This window comes from Levilactobacillus zymae, assembly GCF_032190635.1.
Taxonomy (GTDB): domain Bacteria; phylum Bacillota; class Bacilli; order Lactobacillales; family Lactobacillaceae; genus Levilactobacillus; species Levilactobacillus zymae_A.
Genome location: NZ_JAVLAS010000001.1, coordinates 51626 through 70902 on the forward strand (window position 1 = coordinate 51626; position 19277 = coordinate 70902).

At 52.2% G+C, this 19277-nt stretch carries 15 protein-coding genes and 1 pseudogene; 4 read left to right on the forward strand and 12 right to left on the reverse strand.

What is annotated here, in order from left to right; all coding sequences use genetic code 11:
• Nucleotides 1-60: 60 nt before the first annotated feature.
• From RI501_RS00150 to RI501_RS00160, 3 genes are all read right to left on the reverse strand, one after another.
• On the reverse strand, nt 61-927 hold the full coding sequence (locus RI501_RS00150; protein WP_313819791.1) for a LysR family transcriptional regulator: 867 nt from the start codon (nt 925-927) through the stop codon (nt 61-63).
• 152 nt (nt 928-1079) lie between these two features.
• Nucleotides 1080-2282, reverse strand: a complete 1203-nt coding sequence (locus RI501_RS00155; RefSeq protein WP_313819792.1) for an MFS transporter — start codon at nt 2280-2282, stop codon at nt 1080-1082.
• Between the two features lie 248 nt (nt 2283-2530).
• A complete protein-coding gene (locus tag RI501_RS00160; RefSeq protein ID WP_313819793.1) occupies nt 2531-4039 on the reverse strand; it encodes an FAD-dependent oxidoreductase in 1509 nt (502 codons plus the stop codon).
• A gap of 124 nt (nt 4040-4163) precedes the next feature.
• Here RI501_RS00160 and RI501_RS00165 point away from each other — a divergent pair, with 124 nt between their 5' ends.
• Nucleotides 4164-5099: a helix-turn-helix domain-containing protein gene (locus RI501_RS00165; protein ID WP_313819794.1), complete on the forward strand. Its 936-nt coding sequence runs from the start codon at nt 4164-4166 to the stop codon at nt 5097-5099.
• A gap of 109 nt (nt 5100-5208) precedes the next feature.
• On the opposite strand, the gene RI501_RS00170 is transcribed toward RI501_RS00165, so the two are convergent.
• The gene (locus tag RI501_RS00170; protein ID WP_313819795.1) at nt 5209-6381 is read right to left on the reverse strand and encodes an MDR family MFS transporter; all 1173 of its coding nucleotides are present in this window, start codon (nt 6379-6381) and stop codon (nt 5209-5211) included.
• A gap of 436 nt (nt 6382-6817) precedes the next feature.
• On the opposite strand from RI501_RS00170, the gene RI501_RS00175 reads away from it, so the two are divergent.
• Together RI501_RS00175 and RI501_RS00180 are read left to right on the forward strand one after the other, a co-directional pair.
• Complete coding sequence (locus RI501_RS00175) at nt 6818-7045, forward strand: heavy-metal-associated domain-containing protein (RefSeq protein WP_313819796.1); 228 nt, start codon at nt 6818-6820, stop codon at nt 7043-7045.
• Nucleotides 7046-7064: 19 nt separating this feature from the next.
• Nucleotides 7065-7619, forward strand: coding sequence for a ferritin-like domain-containing protein (locus RI501_RS00180; RefSeq protein ID WP_313819797.1), 555 nt, complete (start codon nt 7065-7067; stop codon nt 7617-7619).
• 87 nt (nt 7620-7706) lie between these two features.
• Here RI501_RS00180 and RI501_RS00185 read toward each other — a convergent pair whose 3' ends face one another.
• Entirely contained in the window at nt 7707-8669 is a 963-nt protein-coding gene (locus tag RI501_RS00185; RefSeq protein WP_313819798.1) for a hypothetical protein, read from the reverse strand.
• A gap of 243 nt (nt 8670-8912) precedes the next feature.
• On the opposite strand from RI501_RS00185, the gene RI501_RS00190 reads away from it, so the two are divergent.
• A complete protein-coding gene (locus tag RI501_RS00190; RefSeq protein ID WP_313819799.1) occupies nt 8913-10814 on the forward strand; it encodes a heavy metal translocating P-type ATPase in 1902 nt (633 codons plus the stop codon).
• Nucleotides 10815-10949: 135 nt separating this feature from the next.
• Here the strand turns inward: RI501_RS00190 and RI501_RS00195 are convergent, their stop codons facing one another.
• The 7 genes and pseudogenes from RI501_RS00195 to RI501_RS00225 form a co-directional block, all read right to left on the reverse strand.
• Entirely contained in the window at nt 10950-11126 is a 177-nt protein-coding gene (locus RI501_RS00195) for a hypothetical protein (protein WP_313819800.1), read from the reverse strand.
• 155 nt (nt 11127-11281) lie between these two features.
• The gene (locus RI501_RS00200; RefSeq protein WP_313819801.1) at nt 11282-11806 is read right to left on the reverse strand and encodes an NEAT domain-containing protein; all 525 of its coding nucleotides are present in this window, start codon (nt 11804-11806) and stop codon (nt 11282-11284) included.
• Nucleotides 11807-11839: 33 nt separating this feature from the next.
• Complete coding sequence (locus RI501_RS00205) at nt 11840-13021, reverse strand: Ig-like domain-containing protein (protein ID WP_313819802.1); 1182 nt, start codon at nt 13019-13021, stop codon at nt 11840-11842.
• A gap of 198 nt (nt 13022-13219) precedes the next feature.
• The gene (locus RI501_RS00210) at nt 13220-14035 is read right to left on the reverse strand and encodes an Ig-like domain-containing protein (protein WP_313819803.1); all 816 of its coding nucleotides are present in this window, start codon (nt 14033-14035) and stop codon (nt 13220-13222) included.
• 156 nt (nt 14036-14191) lie between these two features.
• Complete coding sequence (locus tag RI501_RS00215; protein WP_313819804.1) at nt 14192-15169, reverse strand: AraC family transcriptional regulator; 978 nt, start codon at nt 15167-15169, stop codon at nt 14192-14194.
• A gap of 83 nt (nt 15170-15252) precedes the next feature.
• Nucleotides 15253-16578, reverse strand: a pseudogene (locus RI501_RS00220) (MFS transporter).
• 18 nt (nt 16579-16596) lie between these two features.
• A complete protein-coding gene (locus tag RI501_RS00225) occupies nt 16597-19257 on the reverse strand; it encodes a family 78 glycoside hydrolase catalytic domain (RefSeq protein WP_313819805.1) in 2661 nt (886 codons plus the stop codon).
• Nucleotides 19258-19277 lie beyond the last annotated feature (20 nt).

Here is a 19277-nt window from a genome sequence, read left to right on the forward strand (position 1 = left end):
ATTAAATTGTAAATCGTTTCACAAGTAATGGCTAACACATAAAACTTATCGCCCATAACTTCAGCTTATCGCGCGGGTAATCATCTTCTGTAAATCCTTAGATGCAGCGGAACTAACGGCAACTACCACCTCAAAGGCCTGGTCTAAATGTTGCGGCGAATATCTGTGTATCGAATCACAATTATCGGGAATCTGGAAGGTTGCGGGTACCATGGTGACCCCACCCTTGAAGTTCACGTTGAGACAGGCCGCCGCAAAACTATTCACGCCCACAATCTGGCGATAATCCCATCCCTCGCGTTGATAGGCGTCCAGCATTGCTCTTTGAATGTCCGAAATTCCCGTGGATTGCCAGTATTGGAGATAGAAGGCCGAGTCCGCGGCTAATTGTTGCAGGTCACCCTGATGACTCGTCACGGCATCCTGGTTGAACAGCAGGTCGAAGCTAACCGGGTGTAACGGAAAGATCTTGACCTTCGGATTATTGATAAAGGCTAGGCGAAACCCCACGAGAATGTCGTAATTGCCCGTGATCAACCGGCGAATGCTATGATCGAACAACTCTTCATCAAAGACCGTCCGGGTCTGGGCCGGCAAGGCATTGGCAAACTGGGCAGCGTCGTCACCTAACCCCTGTAAGAAGTGGATGCGGAGTAACTGATCCGGATGCTCGTCCGGATGGCGCCAAATTTCGTTATAGGCGTTTAGAATATCCACGGCCCGGCGATAGAATTCTTCGCCCACCGGCGTTAGAGCAAACTGCCCCGCGGTTCGGTTCAACAGGCGGTGCCCCAGTTCCCGTTCCAGCTTACTAATCGCCGCGCTGACCGCCGTTTCGGAGACGTAATTCTTCTTGGCCGCCGAGATGAAGCCCCTGGTTTGCACCACGTCCACAAAGTACTTCACCGGCATTAAGTTGTAATTCATCTTGATCACTCCTCGCTCATGATTGCTTCACTCTAGCGTCGCACACCCCGCCGTTAATTGCGACCTTTCACGCCAAAAATGATCCGTTTCCGGCGCGTTTAAACCGCCACAAACGAATCACCTTTACCGGCACCAATTGGTTCCGCATGTTTTTATTCCAGTGCATGTTCCACTAAATTCTTCTGGAACTTTCCGGCGATACAGATGACCCCCAGAAGTAACGCCAGCACCCCACTGACGGAGAAGGCGTTCAACCCGATCTTCTCCACCGCCGTGGTCAACGGGTTAATCACAAACGGACTCACCACCCCACCCACGGAGTAGATCGCCACGTAGACCCCTAAGGCCATCGACACACTATTCTGACCTACGGCAATCGAGATTAAGTACGGGAATTGCCCCATAGCAATACTCATGGCCGCCCCGACTAAGAAACTCCCGATGAACGCCATGATCAGCGAATGACCGAAGCCCACTAATAAGTACGATAATCCGTAGAGAATGAAGGACAGGGCAATCGACGAATACTTGAAACGTTTCCCGATCCCGCCGACGATGAACCCGCACAGCATCCCCCCAACTAACGAGATGGTGGAGGTCAGCGCGGCCTGCGAGGTGGCGCCCAACTTTTCTTGTACCACGAACAACGAAATGTTGTTATTCAAGACGTTATTCAATAACATGGTGAAGAACGCCCAGATGGCACAGTAGAAGACATACTTGTTCAGCTTAATCTTGCCACTCGCGTTTTCCGCATCCCCCGTCACAGCTTGTGGGTGTAAGGGGACCAGCGCCAAGACAACCACTAACACGACCAACGAAAAAATATAAATCCAATAATTGTTAATCCAGGTATTCGTGGCGGCTAATTGGCCACCCCCCATGATAAAGACGATGCCCCCGATGTTCGTAAACGTCGTGGACAGTCCCATCGTGGATTGCCGCAAGTCTTCCGGTAACATCTGGGAGATCAACACTTGCGACAGGTTCGTACAAGCCCCCTGACCGAGACCGACCAGGCAAGAACAGAAGAGCAGAAAGGCAAAACTGGTATGGAAGGCCAGTGGCAAGAAGCCCCCAATGACCACCAGAATAATGGCACTAATCGTTAGCGTTTTAAGCTTGATCTTGGTAGCCGTTAACCGCCCGATCAATAATCCCGCTAACATCATGAATAAATTCGGTAACGACGTCAGCATCTGCACACTGGTATTGCCCAGCGTGAAGAACTTCGCAATCGCCGCATAGGAAGGCGTAATCGCTAACGACGCCATCCCCATGGTGCTGACGGCCAACACCCCAACTCGTGTTTTGGAGACATAACTTTTACTCAGCACATGCTCTGCCGTATCCATATGAAATCCCCCTTCATTATCGTGACGACCTGCCGCGTGATTCATCGCCTTTATGAATCCGCTTTCATTCTACAAATTAATTGTAATTCTTTTCACAATCGATGGCCAATACATAAAAATTGTCAGTCATAACTTAAACTTATCAACTGGCCCAAAAACTAAACCCAAGCCGATTTATCAACCATTTATCCCAAAAATGATCGAGGGAATCGCCTGGATCTAGTTCCGTCCATTCACTTGTACATCATTCACATGGCACTCTCAGACGTCACCGCCGTTTGAACGTAGGTGGCGGCACTGGTTCCGGCAATCCGCCCGGACGTCCAGGTAAACCCGGAAGCCAAGCCTTCAAACGCGGGATAACTGTGCCCTTCATAGTACCCACCGGCGTTGGCACCACCCGTAAAGAGGCCGGGGATCGGCTTGAATTGATCGTCCAGAACCGCTAAGTTCTCATCCACCCGCACGCCACCAACCGTGCCCAGGTAGGCCGCCTGACTGATGAACGCATAGTAGGGACCACTGGCCACCGAGTAGGCTAACGACTTAGGCGACTTGCTAAATTCCTGATCGTCCTTCGCCTGAACCGCTTGATTATACCGTGCCACCGTCTGCGTCAAGACTTGCGGATCCATCCCGGCGTTAGCTGCCAGTTCGGCTAGCGTCGCGCCCCGATAGGCCGTCTGACCAGCCACCGCCGCTTCGGCTAGCTGGGTAAAGTCACCGGTCCCCGTTGCGGCCCCCGGACCGGCCTGAGAAACCTCTTCGCGATTCTGATTAGCCGTAAAGGTATCCAGGGTGGCCTGGTCGACGATAAATAAATATTGACCGCCCTGAGACCACGCGGCGTTGGCCCATTCGACCGTATCGTAAACCACGTCCTCGTTAACGAACCGCTGGCCTTTCGGGTTGACCCAAAGTTGTGGGGTCAATAGTAACTGCGTTAGCGCGTTGCTGGAGAATCCCGCTAAATGCCGCTGCGACGTCTTTTGTGTGACCTTCGACTTGGCCAACTGGGCAGCGTGAATGAGCGCATGACTGTCAATATCCGTCGCCCCCACCGCCTCCATGGCGGCTAAGCCTTCCCCGTTATTGGGCACGCCGAGGGTTCGTAAGTGGGTGGTGTGCATGGTCCGGGCCACCTTGGCCTTATCACCACCATAGCCCCCGGTGGCGACAACGACCGCGGCTGCCTGAATCAGGATCTCTTCACCATTTTGTTGTGCCTTAGCTCCCGTGACGCGTCCCTGGTCCATCGTCAGTGCCGTCAACGTGGTGTTAAACTCGAAGTGGACCCCCGCCGCGACCAGCGTTTGTTGAATCCGCTGGTAACTCGCGTCCTTATGCTGATACATGTGATACGAGCCGCCGCGGTAGTCATTGTGCCGGTGAGCAAATTGCGTGGTTTGAGCCGTCGGGTTCAGCTTAATCTCCATCCCCAGGCGTTCCAGCCAGGCCAAGGTATCGGCTGAGCGATTGACAATGCGGGCTAACAGCGCGCCGTTCGACAAATAATGGTTGTAGTCCGCCAGCTGGGCAATGGCTTCCTTCGGGGAAAGATGCATCCCCGCGGCTTGTTGCTCTTGCGAGTTAACCGCAAAGAACCCACTGGAAATTTTCGTGTTGCCCCCGATTTGGGGTTGCTTCTCGATCACGAGGACCCGCAAGCCCTTTTCCGCGGCAGCATAAGCCGCGGCCAACCCCGTACCACCAGTTCCGGCAACCAAGACATCCGTGTTCATCGTTTTTGTTGTCATCTTAACGCCACTCCCTTGTCTACTTGATACCGTCAGTATATAGCTAAAACATGCACAAAGTGATAGTGTATAATATCTTTATTACTCCGGAAAGATATCTTTTTTCCGTTAGGAGGTTTCCAAAATGGCTCAAAAATACCTGGTAAAGTCCGTTCTGGTGCTAAAAGGAAACGATTGCAACGATAAATCTGAACCGAATCCTCTATTAGACAGTGATACAGGTGTAAACTTTCACATTAGGTTGATTGAAAGTCACTCTCTCTGCGAGCTATACCTCAACCACCATTACGTGGCCCTCGCCCCCTTCGACGTGATCCTACTCTCCTCGGCCCAACCCCTGACGCTGCAAAACCTGGGTGCTCCCGCCGCGTTGACCGTCTTTACCGAACGGGTGCATGCGCCCTCACCCCTAAACCTGGTGGTCGTTGGCGATAACCCCATGGTGCACGACCTAATGAACGCCGGGGAGACCGAACCCCACTTTATCGTTTATCGCCACCAGGACAACCAACTTAAGCACCGCTATTTCGCACTACTCGCCGAACTGGAACAACAGGATCTCACCGACGTTTTTCTCGACTATCAACGGGAAATGACGGTGGGACTGCTCCTGACCGAGTTACTCAGAGATCACGAGCGCACCATCTCGGTGGCCGATTCCGACTTCCCCGGCCAAGATATTCGTCACGCCAGCGCGGATACCAAGTCCGGGATCATCTTCAATTACCTGGTGAGCCACAGCCAAACCGCCACCCTTAAAGGGACCGCGGCTTACTTCGGCTACGACAAGAACTACTTTTCACGGTTATGCCGCCGGCTCTTCAACAAAAGTTTTACGGAACAACTCGCCTTTATCCGCATCGAGCTCGCCAAGCGCATGTTGGCCCTCTCCAGCAAGGGCATCGAAGAGATCGCCGATGAGCTGGGCTATAAGAACATGAGTAGCTTCTTCGCCCTGTTCAAGCGGGCCGTACGGATGACGCCCGGCGACTACCGCCAGACTCACGGCTACCACCAAGCTCAGACGACGTCCCCGCGCCACTCGCCCGACCAGGCCTAATTTTTCGCCAGTAAAAAAGCGGACTTCACGAAAAACTCGTGAAGTCCGCTTTAATCATTTATAGTCGTCCATGACGGCCGCCAGACCGATTCTGCCAGCCATCATGACCCTAACTTTGTTTAATTCTACGATTCCGAATCCGCCAGTTGTGGAGGATCACCGCCCCTAACGACAGGAGCATCAAGAGCGTGACCGACCAGAACAACAGCTGGTAACTTCCGTATTCAATCAATACCCCACCATACAGGGGTCCCACGGCCCGACCAAAGGAAATGGCCATGTTATAGATTCCTTGGAACTTCCCCTTATCGTTGTTGCCGGCGAGGCTGTCAATCCACGCGGGAATCCCGGGGAACCCGGTCATTTCTCCCAACGTCAAGATCACCATCGTCGCGGCGAACATAATGTAGGTTTTATCAAACACTAACAACAGAAATGATAGGATAAAAATCAACGTGCCCCAGAAAATCTGGGTACTCATCTTGAAGTAAGCCCCGATGCGGTTCGCCAACGGTTGCCCAAATACAATCATTAACCCGTTTAACGTCCACAACAGACTGTACTTCTCAAAAGAAATCCCCAAGTTAACCATGTGGACCGAAATCACACTTTCCCACAACGAATAGCCCATGTACAGGCAAAAGACCATCGCAGCGATTAACCAGATTAACTTGAGATGGGCCGGCTGGGCCGGTCCCTGTTGCCGCTTGCGCTTGGCCGTGGTTAAGTTGACGTTGAAGTCCACCAACAAAATCCCGAGCAGAATCACGTAAAAGACGCTGGCCACCATGAAGACCAAGACGACCCCGTGATCCATTAAGTACCCCACCATCAAGGTCCCAATTACGACCCCGAGGTTCATTCCGATATACAGGTAGTTGAATACCCGCCGGCTACTGATACTGCGGACGTTGGCGGCAAACGAGTTCACCACCGTCATCACAATCCCGTCCCCTAATCCAATGAACAGGAGTAAGATCCCAAAAATCGGCCAACCGTTAAAGAAGATCAACGTCACCATCGGCACTAATGAACAGAACGTCCCGACGAGTCCCGATTTAAATGGCGACCAGTGATCAAATAACCAGCCACCTAACCAGTTTCCCAAAATCATACACAATGACATCCCCAGCAACGCCATACCGGCTAACGCAAGGGTCTGATGCAATTCGTTATGCATGTAGACCGTGGTCAGCGGCCACATACAGGCCGCCGCCGCGTTTAACAGTAAGGTTGCTGCGAGGATCCCCATCAAACTGACTTCTTGTTTGGTTTTCCACATTTATAATTCCCTCACTTATATTTGGGCTCTTTCCTTATTGTCGCATACCTGACTGAAAACTAAAACTCCCACCCTGAAATAATCACCCGGATTGACCATAAATTCAGGTTGGGCGGCGACAAGGGCCCTTCGATTTACGTTCAATTATGTATTCTGACTCAGGGTCAGCTGGTAAATCAACGCCCAGCGCTTTCGAGCCAGCCGGCCCTGGCCTACCCGTCAATCAACGCCCGAATACTAAGGCGCCGCTACCGGTATCCTAATCATGCTCCCTTACTCCTCTTCTTCGATAACCTAGTTTATTGGAAATCAGACTCTTCCTAATTGAATTATCCTACAAAAGTGACTTTTTTTCGCGTAACTTGATTTGAGTCAAGTTTTTTCGGGTCCGGAGCCCCTATACTAGGTCATGTAATCAAGACAGGAGGAAATTATCATGACTAAATTAACAATGAAGTTAGGCGATCTGACGTGCCCATCTTGCATGACCAAGATTGAAGGCGCCCTAAGCCACCAAACCGGCGTACAAAACGTCAAGGTTCTGTTCAACGCCAGCAAGATCAAGGCCGAATTCGACGACAGCCAAACCTCCGCCGACGACCTGGCCAACGTGGTCACCGATCTTGGCTACGAAGTGAAGAGTTCTAAAGTTAAAGCCCTCTAATTCAGAAAGGAAGTTTCCCATGACCACATCGATTGAAGACCGTTACGCTGCCGAACAAGCCCAAACCGACCACGACCACCACGTGCCCACGGCCGGTGCCATGACCAACCACATCCTGGCTAATCTGCACATCTCCATTGTGAAGTTCCATCAGGTGCGCTGGTCGGTGAAGGGCCCGTTAGCCTTGAGTGTTCGGACCCTATTGAACGACTACATCGCCACCTACCGTCAACAATTCGATGCGCTAGGCGAACTGCTCTTGGACGAAGGCGAGATCGTCTCCACCACCACCCAGGAATTTCACGACTACAACATGTTAAACGAAAGTGGGGCCAAAAAGTACCTCAGCGCCGAAGACCAAGTCAGTGAGCTGGTCCACGACGCCGACACCCACAACCTCTTTATCGACCGGGCCATCAAGTTAGCTGAAAACGAAGAACGGCCAGCGTTGGCCGCCTTCCTGGTCAACTTACGGGGAACCAACAATCACATCATCCGCGAACTGCAGGCCGTCCTAGGCAACGATGCTCGCGACGGGCTGGACGAAGAAGACGATGATGACGACGAAGATTAACTCCTGGGGCGCCTAGACTGCGAGCTAGGGCCCAGCAAAAAGCGTCCCCATTTCCGTTTTGGAAGTGGGAACGCTTTTTGACTGCCATTAATCATCGGTTGAATAGTCGTCGATCGTGTATTTCCCGTCAATGTGGTCCTGCGCCGTCACCAGGTGGTAACTGGTCAGGTCGTCGTTAAAGCTGACGTGGACCGTATAGGTGGTCCCGTAGGACTTATCCATCTGACTTTGGACCTGCAATTCGACCGGGACCCCGTCGCGAGTCTGAATATCGGTGATCTTACCGAATTCCACGTTCCCCCGCTTATCCGAGGACAGCGTCCAGTACCAATCACCATCATCGTCTTGCGTGAAGTCGGAGTAGGTCGTCGCCCTGCTATCGGTCCGGGTCGATTCATCCTCGATGCCTTCACCGCTGCCCAGCGTCCAACTCATGGACGCCGTATCGTTGCCGGCAGCGGCCACGTCTTCGGTCTCCCCGATGGTGTAGTTACCGTCGATGTTTTCAAACGTGGTATGTAATTTATATTCGCCGGCCGCGCGATCCAACCATTGAAACTCCAGCCTATAGGTCTGATCCGGATGGTAGACTTGGCTGGTCATATCGAGTTTCAAGAGACGCCCGTCCTGGGTGGCACCCGTAACCTTGGCCACCTCGACCGGGGCGTTTTCGGTGTTGGCCGTCATTTCCCAGTACCAGGTGCCCTGCATCTGATAAAACCGCGAGTAGGTCGTTCGGCCACCCGACCGGGTCTCTTGATTTTCCCCCGCAATCTGGGTCAGGTTACTGAGCACCCGGGTGAGGTGTTGATCCGCCGCCTTAGGGGTCGTGGCGACCCCCTGAGCATCCGAACTAGCGGTCGCCGAGCTGGCAACCTGCGGCTTAGATTTCTCGACTTTTTCGGCCTTCGGAGCGTGACTGCGCTGGGCCGTTGTCGTGGTGCGATTAAAGTGTTGCCCCAACGCAAATACCACAATCAGCGTCAGGAGAATCCCGGCAATGCGCAACGCCTGACGACGCGCGGAAGGCCGGGGGGATTGTCTTCGCATAATGAAGTTCCTTTCTGTTTCACGAAAAATTATACAGACCCTAAATGGTTGATTCAAGAACTACTCTGCTGGCAGAGTTACCCGTAACTTTGCCTGAACTTAGTCGCGGCCGACTCTTTCTTCATAATTTTCGCGCTAACTTGATTTACATCAAGTTAATTCCAGCCGGACGCGCGCATAATGAATTCATCAACTAAGGAAGCAACTTATTCAATCCCCTACTACTAGAAAGGAACGATTCTCATGGCAATTCAACGTTATATTTATCAGCACACCACCCCGATCACCTTCTGGTCGGCCGGCCTCATCATTCTCGGCTTTCTCAACACCTGGTTCGTTCACCTGGGCTACCTCACCAACACCGCCTGGATCATCGCTTCGGTGATTGCCGCCGCTCCCATCGTCTTACGGGCCATTAGCGCGTTAAAGGCCAAGGTCTTCAGTATTGAACTCCTGGTCAGCATCGCCGTCATCGGGGCGTTTGCCATCGGTGAATTCGAAGAATCCGCCATCGTGACCTTCCTCTTTCTCTTCGGGTCCTACCTGGAACAAAAGACCCTGGCCAAGACGCGGGGCGCCATCAAGTCGTTGACCGACATGGCCCCGACCACCGCAACCCTCTTAGCCGCCAACGGAACCACCAGCGAAGTCGACGTCGACGATCTCGACGAAGGCGACGTGGTCATCGTCAAAGCCGGCGGCCAAGTCCCCGTCGACGGGACGGTCACTAGCGGTTCCGGTTACGTCAACGAGGCTTCCATCACCGGTGAATCCCGGCCCATTAACAAGCAAACCGGTGACGCCGTCTTTTCCGGGGCCATCGTCGAAAGCGGAACGGTGCAGGTCAAGGCCACCCAGGTCGGTGACGAGACCACCTTCGCTAAGATCATCGAATTGGTCGAAGAAGCCCAAGACACCAAGTCGCCCGCCGAAAAGTTCATCGATAAATTCGCACAATACTACACCCCAGCCGTTTTAGTCATCGCCATTCTAGTCTTTGTCTTCTCCCGTGATCTTCGGCTGGCCATCACGGTGCTGGTCCTGGGTTGCCCGGGGGCCTTGGTCATCGGCGCGCCCGTCTCCAACGTTGCCGGCATCGGGAACGGCGCCAAGAACGGGATCCTGATCAAGGGGGGCGACGTGGTCGACAGCCTCGCCAAGGTCGATACGCTAGTCTTCGATAAGACCGGGACCTTAACCACCGGTAAAATGACCGTCACCAACACCCAAAGTTACACCACCGACCGGGCCTTATTAGCCGGGGTGGCCCAAGTCGAGCAGACCTCCGACCACCCGTTAGCCCAGGCCATCGTGCAACACTTAAACGCCCACCTCACCGGCAATACTGGCACCATGACCACCGAAACCGTCAAGGGTCGCGGGATGATTGGGACCTGGCAGGGTGCGCCCCTCTACGTGGGGAACGCTAAGTTACTGAGCGACAACGGAATCACCTTAACGGCCGCCCAACTGAGTGACCTGCACACCATGCAAGACGACGGTCAATCCACGGTCCTTGTGGGCTACCAAGGCCAGCTCGCCTACATCTTAGGGGTCGCCGACCAGATTCGCTCAGAGGTTCCGGCCGCCTTAACCGCGCTGAAACGCCAAGGCATCAAGCACCTGGTCATGCTGACCGGGGATAACCAAGCTACCGCCGACGCCGTTGCTTCCTCGCTAGCCATTGACGAAGTTCACGCCGACCTCTTACCCGCCGACAAGGTGACCTACGTCAAGAAGTTCCAAGACCAAGGACGCAACGTGGCCTTCGTGGGTGACGGGATCAACGACAGTCCTTCGTTAGCTACCGCCAATATCGGGATCGCCATGGGTGGCGGGACCGACGTGGCCATCGAAACCGCCAACGTAGTCCTGATGCAATCCAGCTTCACTGCTTTGAACCACGCGGTGGGGTTAGCCCGGAAGACGTCCGCCAACACCAAGCAAAACATCACCATCGCCATTCTGACCGTGGCCTTCCTGCTGATTGGCTTAGTCTACGGTTACATCTACATGGCTAGCGGGATGTTCGTTCACGAGGCCTCGATCCTAGTCGTAATCTTCAACGCCATGCGCTTAATTGGTTACAAGCCCCGGGTCGCTAAGCAGCAACCCGCCGTCAAGCAACAATTAGCCACGAATTAACTTCACCATCCAAAAAGGTGACCAGGCTGCCCAATCCGGGTAGCCTGGTCACTTTGACGTTATGGCTGATCACCTAAAACGCGCTAGTTACTTTTTTCGCTCTTCAATTCAACCTGACTTTAGCGCGCTAACGCGTTAATGGCGGCGGGCAAACCAACCCAGACTGCTGACGAGTCCTAACACGCCCACGATACCGCCGCCTAACCCCCATTTAACCCCGGCGCCAACCGAAGCCCCCTGGGTCCGAAAGTCTTGTTGGGCCTGGTTCCGAGTGGCCGGAGCACGGGTGGGTTGGGCCGAGCTAGCGGTCACCGCGGCCGCCGCAGTCGCGGTAGTCGGGTGGTGGGGCGTTGTTCGCTGGACCCGGCGTGCCGGCTTAGTCCGCTTAGCGGTGGTCGCTTGGGGCGCTGAGGTCGTCCGCTTAGCCGCTGAACTAGCCGTAGTGGCTACACTACTACTCGAAGACGCTACGGGAGTAGTAGTGTTGCGCCTTTTTTTGCTGCACTAACCTGACTCGCTGCGGTCGCAACGGGGACCACGCGGGTGTGCGCCCGGGTTAATTTAGGGACCTGGGACGCCTTAAACTTAAAGGTCACGGTGTGCGTCGCCTTGTAAACGTGCAAGACGTTGATCGACAGCTTAGCGTTGATTTTCTTCTTCAGATTTTTCGCGGTAAACGTGTAATAGACGTTGGAGTTTCCCGCCTTATCCCGGACCTTCCGGACGTTTTGCGGTTTCGTACCGTTGACCTTTACCACTTGTACCGGGAACTTTCCCAGCGTCTTCGCCGTCTTGAGGTGCATGGTGACGCGGTAGCGCCCGCCCTTGACCGTCACCTTAGCCGGCCGGACAAAGTACTTACTAGCCATCGACGTCTTATTACTCCCAGAGGTCAACGTTGAATACGTCACCGACTTGGCCTGGGCCGTGGTCGTCAATCCCAACGTTCCCAGTGCCAACACCGCTACCGTTAAAAGCCAATTTTTTCGCATCATGATTCCCCCATTTTTCTAAATTTCGTGCAACTACCGCCGGTTAAACGTCCAGGTGGTCGCTGGCGCCGGTGCCGCGGCCGTCTTCACCACGTGATTTTTAGCATTGACCACTTTAAAACGCTTATCCGTGGTAAACCGCAGGTACAGGGTCTGGCGCTTCGCGTGCCGTGGCGCGTAGGTCACCTTCCAAAAGGTCGTGGTCCGTGGTGTCACGTGGTAAGTAGCGTAGGCCACGCGGGTCTTGACGGCCTTCCCGTGGCGGTACACTTTCTGGGTGAGCCCGGTCTTTTGACTAAAGGTCCAAATTTGTGTATACCCCTTAGTTCCCGTCGCCTTCCAGGTTCCCGTGGGGGTCTTAACCGTCCATTTCGCCGGTCGACTAGCGGCCTGTTTGGTTTTCTTTTTAGTTTTTGGCTGTTTAACCGCCGCTTGCCGCACCGTTACCGTCTTGGTGGTCGTGATCTTCGCCTTCGTCGCGGTAATGGTCAACTTGGTCTTGGCCGGCTGGGACTTAGCCAACTTGACGGTATACTTCCCCGCCCGGTTGGCCGTCGCCGTGCCCAACGTAGTGCCGTGCCGCTTGACCACTACTTTTGCCCCCTGACTAGTCAGCCCGGTCACCGTTTTGGTCCGGTTAGTCACGGCCTTCACCGTCAGTCGGGGTTGCGTGACCGTTTGGACGGTTGTTGGCGCCGGGGTAGTCACCACTGGCGTGACGGTGGCCGCCGGCTCGGTGGTCGTACTTGGAGTTGGCTGAGTGACCGTCGCCGGTGGCGTTGGCACCTGTGTCGGGACCCCACTCCAATCGAGTACGATCAACGCCGACTGCGTCATCGCCCCCATCGGCGTGTCTAGGCTAAACGTTACGGGAACACTGGTCTGGGCCGTGTCTAGCGTGAAGACCAGCGCCGCACCGCTGACCGCATTTTGGCCCGCCACCGTGACCGTCTTAATGTATTTTTCGGCGTTATTTTGCATGGCCAAGTTAACCTGAGCCTGCCCGGCCGTCACGGTAGCCTGCGCCGTGCTGGCAAAGAATGATGCCGCCGTTGACGGTTGATTCCCCGTCGTTTTAACCAAAGTTGCCGGAATGGTGTAAGTGCCGTCGGCCAAGGTGCTGGCTTGTGCCGGTGTGGTGGCGCTTACATTTAACAGTACCAAAACCGTGGCTACCAGGCTCAAGCAGCCCGTCCAGATCCATTTTATTTTCATATGTAGTCCCTCCCAAAAACCATTGTCTTAGAACATCTTTAGTTTACCACAAGTTTTAAATAGTATTCGTTATGAACCGCTCATTTATGATATTATCATCAGCGTTAACTTATTTATCATGTGATTAATGACCACAAAAAAACGACAACTCCCCTGGGGAGTTGTCGCTGATGCCTAGTTGCCTAGGCCTAATTCAACTTACTTTTTAGTGAACGTCCAGTTAGCCGCTGGGGCAACGCCGGCCGTGGTCTTAACGACTTGGTTCTTTGAGTTAACGATCTTGAACTTCTTCGCGGACGTAAAGCGCAGGTAGAAGCTCGAGCTCTTCTTAGCGTTCTTTGGCGTGTACGTGATCTTCCAGAACGTTGGCGTCTTAGCGTTTACCTTGTAGGTCGCGTAAGAAACCAGGGTCTTGACCTTCTTACCGTTCTTGTACAGGGTTTGGTTAAAACCAGTCTTTTGGGTGAAGGTGAAGACTTGTGAGTACTTGTTGGCCGTGTTGGACTTCCAAGTGCCCGTAGGCGTCTTAACGGAGAAGCTAGCCGTAGACTTCTTAGTCGACGTGGTCTTCTTGGCCGTGGTCTTCGTCGTCGTCTTCTTGGTAGACGTGGTCTTCTTCGTAGCCGTCTTAGTGGCGGCAGCTTGAACCCGGATGATCCGGTAGAAGTACGCCTTGGTCTTTGGGTTCGTCGCGTAGACGTAGACGTTGCTGTTCTTCTTCAAGGTTTTGGACAACTTAGCGGTGTACTTTCCCGTCTTGCTGGAAGCCGTGGCCGTAGCCAGGTTCTTCTTCGCATTCTTGGTACTCTTGACGGTAATCTTGGACCCCTTCGTCGCGGTCCCCTTAATCGTCTTCGAGTTGTTATAAATAGCATTGACCTTTAAGCTAGGACTAACGTAGGTCGACGTGGTCTTCTTCGTTGCCGCGTTAGCCGTGATGCCAGTTGCCGGTACCGTTGCGCCTAAAGTGGCTACCGTTACCAAGCCAGTTAATGCAACCATAAATTTCTTCATTATTCTGACTCCTTCAGTTACCGGCAGATCACCACCGGCTAATTTATTAATCGACTCGTAGTATAACAGATTTTTTACAATTTAGTGCGCTAATATTGAGAGTTTAATAAAAATTAAGTGTCCCATGACAAAATTCACGTTGCTGATGATTATCAGTCAGGATTTTATCTTTTCACGCGGATTTTTATGATAGTATTGTCGATATTTTTTGTAGAAAAAGGTCTTATTGGTCATCCCCACCTGCGTAATGATTTTATCCACCGGCATCTGCGTTGACGCTAGCAAGGTGTGGGCGTGCAGGATGCGTTGTTTGGTTAACACATCCGAAAAGGTTTCTCCGACCGTTTCGCGGAATAAATTACTGAGATAATTCCGATTGTAGCCGTATTTTTTCGCAATGTACCCCAAACTAATGTCCCGGTCATTATCGTTAATGTCTTGTAGAATCTGGGTAATCAGTACCTGCGACTTAGACAGCGGACGATCCACATTAACCGCATAATTCCGAACTAATTGGGCAATCAAGATGGACAGATAGGATTTAATAATCGTATCCGCATATTCCCTTTGTAGGTAATATTCCTCAATAATTCGGTCTAGGGTTTCTTGAATCTCCCGGCCATTTTCTCGGCGAAATAACAGATAAGTCGATTTATTCCCCAGACCAATTTTACGATTAACCAGAAATTCATAGAGCACACTGCGGCTACTTCGCAAGCTGTTGAGTAAATCAATATTAATGGTTCGATCCTGAAATAAAATATTAATGAGCAGATCATTGGTTCCCAGGTACCCAATCGAGTGCGCACAGCCCACGTCCAGTAAAATCAAATCGCCCGTATTTAAATGGACCGGTTGACCTTGCACAATTTCATCGGCTTCCCCACGTAACATGTAGTTAACTTCCAAAAAGGTATGGGTGTGGGTGGGATAAGGGGCGTAGCGATTATGCTTACTAATATAGATGTTTTTATTGCGAAAAAAGTAATTATTCAAAACCAACGTTTGCTTCCGTTTCGTGAGGTTACTGTCATACGCCGCTAACGGCATATCGTTATGAAATTCGTAGTTCTTTAGTTGCTCCTTTTCAATCTTGGTCAGCTTCATTAACTGATTTAAAATATTATCCAGCATCGCGCCATCACTCCTTGTTAGCCAAAAACATCCCATAAGTCGTTGAGACCCATGGAATGTTTTTCGCAACTATTTACGCTTAATTAAGCCCCTTGCACCGTGTGCGTCGGGTGTGTTTGGTGAGGCTGATCCTCCTTCTTCTCGTCTTCGGCGCTGAGCATATGGTATTTCTTCTCAGCCTGAATCATCCCGAAGCCTGCCAAACCAAAGATGACAACCACACCAACGAAGCCCCACATGGTGGTCTTAATTGTACTTGGCAAAACAAGTAGCGGCGTCACAATGGCGAGTAATCCGCACAGGAATCGCGAAAATCCATTGATAAACCCTTGAATACTTGCCCGCACTTCGGCTGGGAATGATTCTTGCGTCCAAACCTTATAGATAGCTTCACCGGAAAGCATACTCCCGACACCCCAGATTAGCATAAAGGCGACAATCAAGGCAATGGAATCGCTACCAAAGATAGCTAAACCACCCATGGCAACTAAGGCAAAGACCACCCCAATCGCAAACCAGGTATTGCGCTTAGCCGAACCGGCAATGGTAACGTAGATCCCTAAGATGAAGAGGGCCGCAATGTGCAACCCTAGGCCAATCCCGGTCGAAAGGGTCTGTGAAGCCCCCGCCTTAACCAGTACGAACGTCGTGAATTGACCCCAAGTGTTCGCCACGAAGTTCCAAAAGACGTAGTAGATTAAGATCAATGCAAAGAGGTACAGATACTTCTTGTGACCGGGCGTCTTAAACAGTGTCCGAATCACGGATGGCTTGACACTCGCTTCTTCAGCTTGGCCGGCCACTGCATCCAGGCGTTCTTGCGCCTGAACGTGCAGCCCTCTGATTGTCCGTGAAGAAGTCCGCCAAAGCCAAATGATTGCGGCAATCACGGCGAACAACCCGAATACGGCTCGCCCACCGGCAACGCTCATCGCGGAAACCGCAAAGGCTGCCCCCGTCGACACGAATTGCCCGGCTTGCCAAAAGATTTACGTGGACGCCACCATCTGTGACGCCATCTTTTGATTAGGCGCGTCCCGCGAAATCACGGCTAGTGAGACTGGTAGATCCGTCCCCGACGCGACCCCGGCAATCACGGTCCCTAACAGTAACATCATAAAATTAGAGGAGAACACACAAACCAACGCCCCAATAGCATAGACGAGATTAATCCAATTAAAGACGCCAATAATCCCAACTTTATCCGCAAAGCGACTCCCGAAAATCGACCCAAAAGCAATCGCAAACGTTAAGGCCCCCGAGATAATCCCAACTTGTCCGTTAGTCAGATGTAACCCCGTTTGCCAAACCGTAATCGTGCTGGCCAACCCCACAATAATTCCTGATCCCAAAACGGATCCGAGACCAGCCGCGGCCGTTAAGCCCCAATAATTCCCATACTTTTTCATCATGATGGTGTTCCTCCATTATTTGTAGATCAGATCATAGCGACCCGATGGTAACGTAAGCTGACTGTGTTCACTCGCGGCTGACACAACCGCCGCTTGATCCTTCACTTCAACGATCTGACTTGCTTGTGGCAACTCAATCTGTACCCGTGAATTCATCGGAACGTTGACCTTAATATGTTTCCGGTCGCCTTCCAGGGTATACTCGGCCTGGATGATGCCCTTGGCACTTGGCGTCGTCACCTTCAGGTGCGTTAAATCCCCCGGTTGAATTCGCAACCGGAATAGCTTGAATCCTGGTTCCAACGGGATAATGCCCATAATTCCCTGAACAATGGTCAGTCCCGGTGTCGCCCCCCACGGGTGAGAAAGGGTTAGATTCGGCTTGTAATAGTTACTCCAAGCTTCCGGGGCAATGGTGGCCCCGAGATGCTTGAGAATTGCCGCAAAGGTCTTGTGATCCTGGTGATCATCCGTATTGGTTAACAACCGTAACGCGTCTTCCGAATGCCCCGTATCAATTAGACCCTTCAGCATAAAGTAGATAAAGTAAACGCTGCCAATAAACTCGCCGTCGTTCGCCACAAAGTGACTTAACCGATCGGCCATGGTCTGCCCGTCATACACGCCGTAGCATAAGGCATAGGCCGAAGAGTGATGGGCCGCGTGTTGGTTAACCGTTAAGTCTGCGTTCAACGAATCGTGATAAACCCCACGCTTAGCATCGTACAGGTAAGCGATCATTTGTTGCTTAATGGTCGCGGCCCGCTGCTCGTAAAAGTCTTGATCGGCAGGGTGTTGTGTGACCGCCGCAATCCGACTCATCAGCTGATAAACCCCACAGTAAATGGCGTTAAACGGCGTGTTATACTTCCCTTCAACGAATCCGTCACGTTCCCTAATCGGCCAGTCAATGAGCCCATTGCCCGTCACTAACCCGACTTTTTCGTCAAAGTTATCCTGACCATCGGCACCCCGGTTAAACTTTTCTCGCAAAACGGCATACCGTTTTTCTAGTAACGTCACATCATTGGTGTAGAGATAATCTTGCCAGGCCATCTCAACGTTAAATAACTTATAGTCTTCCGGCCAAGTGGGATTATCCAACAAATAATCGATGGAGTGCCGAGCTAACGAGTAATGCGACGACAAGACGTAACTCGTGTTCCCATTAACCAGTAAGTCACCCTCATAGGGTTTACGTTCCCGTGCCTGGGAATCCACGTAGACGTCCTGATTCGTGGCCTTAATCGTGTACTTCGCCAGGTTATATTCCTGATTTAGCAAGTCGTCACTGCTGTGGAATAACCCTTCATCTGGATCAAAGGGCTGTTGAAGGGCCCAACCACGAAGACTATCCGGCGTTAGGTCGCCGGCAAAGCCGGTTACCTCAACGTACCGAAAGTTCTTCATCTGTAAGGTCCTAAAGTTGTTTTCACCCGGCACCAGTGTCCAGGTCTCGATATAGTCCGGCCCACACGCTAAGTGGTGGCGGACCCGCCCTTGCGCGGTCAACTGTTCTCCCATCACCACGTTCAGCCGCTGAATTTGCGCGCTCTTGAGGTGCACTTGTAAACTACCGATGATTTCTTTCCCTAAGTCAATTAGGTAATGTTGCGGTCCCAATTGCGTCACCTGGGCGGGTAAGTCCGTCGTCAGTACCCGGCAAGTATTCTCACTGCGGTACGGGCACAGAACCTCATCGGTAGCGACTAATGACGCCGTTTCGTTATATTTAGCCTGGGACCATTCCCGATCATTAAAATCGACCGCAGTCCAATCCTGGGGGAAGTAACGCATATCCACATTTTCAGATACCATGCCAAAATACAGACTACGCATCCGAACCCCAGAGTCGCCGAACGCGTTACTGCCGTCCAGTGACTTCCAGGTTTCATCGGTCACCATGACCGTTTGCTGTGTTCCGTTATTTAGGTAAAGTTTTAGCTGCGCCCAGACCGCCCGGCGCGCCGACTGTCCCGTAGCCAATACCCCCACGACGTTAGTGCCGTCATTTAGGTCTTCCGTGACTTCGTAGTCGTTATAATAAATCGCCGTTTGTGACGTTCCTTGGTAGTGCGCTTGGGGGCGGGCCGAGCCGACACCCACAGCCTGACCATTAAGGTATAAATCAAAGCCCTGAGCTAATACCGGCTCGTTACCCCGAGAAAACGCCGTGATAATCGCCGTATCCACGTTCAACGTTTGCAAGTCAAACTGGGGACTTCTCAGAAACACCACGTTACCCAAATGAGGTAGCTCTTCGCCCTGAGTTTTCGTGGAAGCATCCCAAATACCGTGGTTAGGGGCTAGTGTCAACGGGGCTTGGCAGATAAATTTATTGGGTTGCGAGAAGTCACTGACCGTTTCAAAATTGTCGCGAATACGGACCTGCCAATAATACAATTCGCCAGGAACTAATAATTTGTCTAAACTCGGGACTAACACAGCCGAATTTTGAGCGGATTCGATCCACCCGCTGCTAAACAAATAATCACGATTAGCGAGTTGATATAAGCGCTTGGAGGCCACGATCTCATAGGCCGTTTGAAAACTCCCTGACCGATTGCTGTGATCCCACCAACTAAAGCGAGGGTGGGTAACGTTGTACGCAAACTCTAATAAATTAACATTTAAGTGTGTCGGCTGTAATAGTCGATCTCCTACAGAATTAACCACTTCTAAATTCCTCCAAACTT

What these genes read in the sequence shown, in the direction of transcription:
- RI501_RS00150 (WP_313819791.1), bottom strand. Translation starts at nt 927, where the DNA reads ATGAATTACAACTTAATGCCGGTGAAGTACTTTGTGGACGTGGTGCAA.
- RI501_RS00155 (WP_313819792.1), bottom strand. Translation starts at nt 2,282, where the DNA reads ATGGATACGGCAGAGCATGTGCTGAGTAAAAGTTATGTCTCCAAAACA.
- RI501_RS00160 (WP_313819793.1), bottom strand. Translation starts at nt 4,039, where the DNA reads ATGACAACAAAAACGATGAACACGGATGTCTTGGTTGCCGGAACTGGT.
- RI501_RS00165 (WP_313819794.1), top strand. Translation starts at nt 4,164, where the DNA reads ATGGCTCAAAAATACCTGGTAAAGTCCGTTCTGGTGCTAAAAGGAAAC.
- RI501_RS00170 (WP_313819795.1), bottom strand. Translation starts at nt 6,381, where the DNA reads ATGTGGAAAACCAAACAAGAAGTCAGTTTGATGGGGATCCTCGCAGCA.
- RI501_RS00175 (WP_313819796.1), top strand. Translation starts at nt 6,818, where the DNA reads ATGACTAAATTAACAATGAAGTTAGGCGATCTGACGTGCCCATCTTGC.
- RI501_RS00180 (WP_313819797.1), top strand. Translation starts at nt 7,065, where the DNA reads ATGACCACATCGATTGAAGACCGTTACGCTGCCGAACAAGCCCAAACC.
- RI501_RS00185 (WP_313819798.1), bottom strand. Translation starts at nt 8,669, where the DNA reads ATGCGAAGACAATCCCCCCGGCCTTCCGCGCGTCGTCAGGCGTTGCGC.
- RI501_RS00190 (WP_313819799.1), top strand. Translation starts at nt 8,913, where the DNA reads ATGGCAATTCAACGTTATATTTATCAGCACACCACCCCGATCACCTTC.
- RI501_RS00200 (WP_313819801.1), bottom strand. Translation starts at nt 11,806, where the DNA reads ATGCGAAAAAATTGGCTTTTAACGGTAGCGGTGTTGGCACTGGGAACG.
- RI501_RS00205 (WP_313819802.1), bottom strand. Translation starts at nt 13,021, where the DNA reads ATGAAAATAAAATGGATCTGGACGGGCTGCTTGAGCCTGGTAGCCACG.
- RI501_RS00210 (WP_313819803.1), bottom strand. Translation starts at nt 14,035, where the DNA reads ATGAAGAAATTTATGGTTGCATTAACTGGCTTGGTAACGGTAGCCACT.
- RI501_RS00215 (WP_313819804.1), bottom strand. Translation starts at nt 15,169, where the DNA reads ATGCTGGATAATATTTTAAATCAGTTAATGAAGCTGACCAAGATTGAA.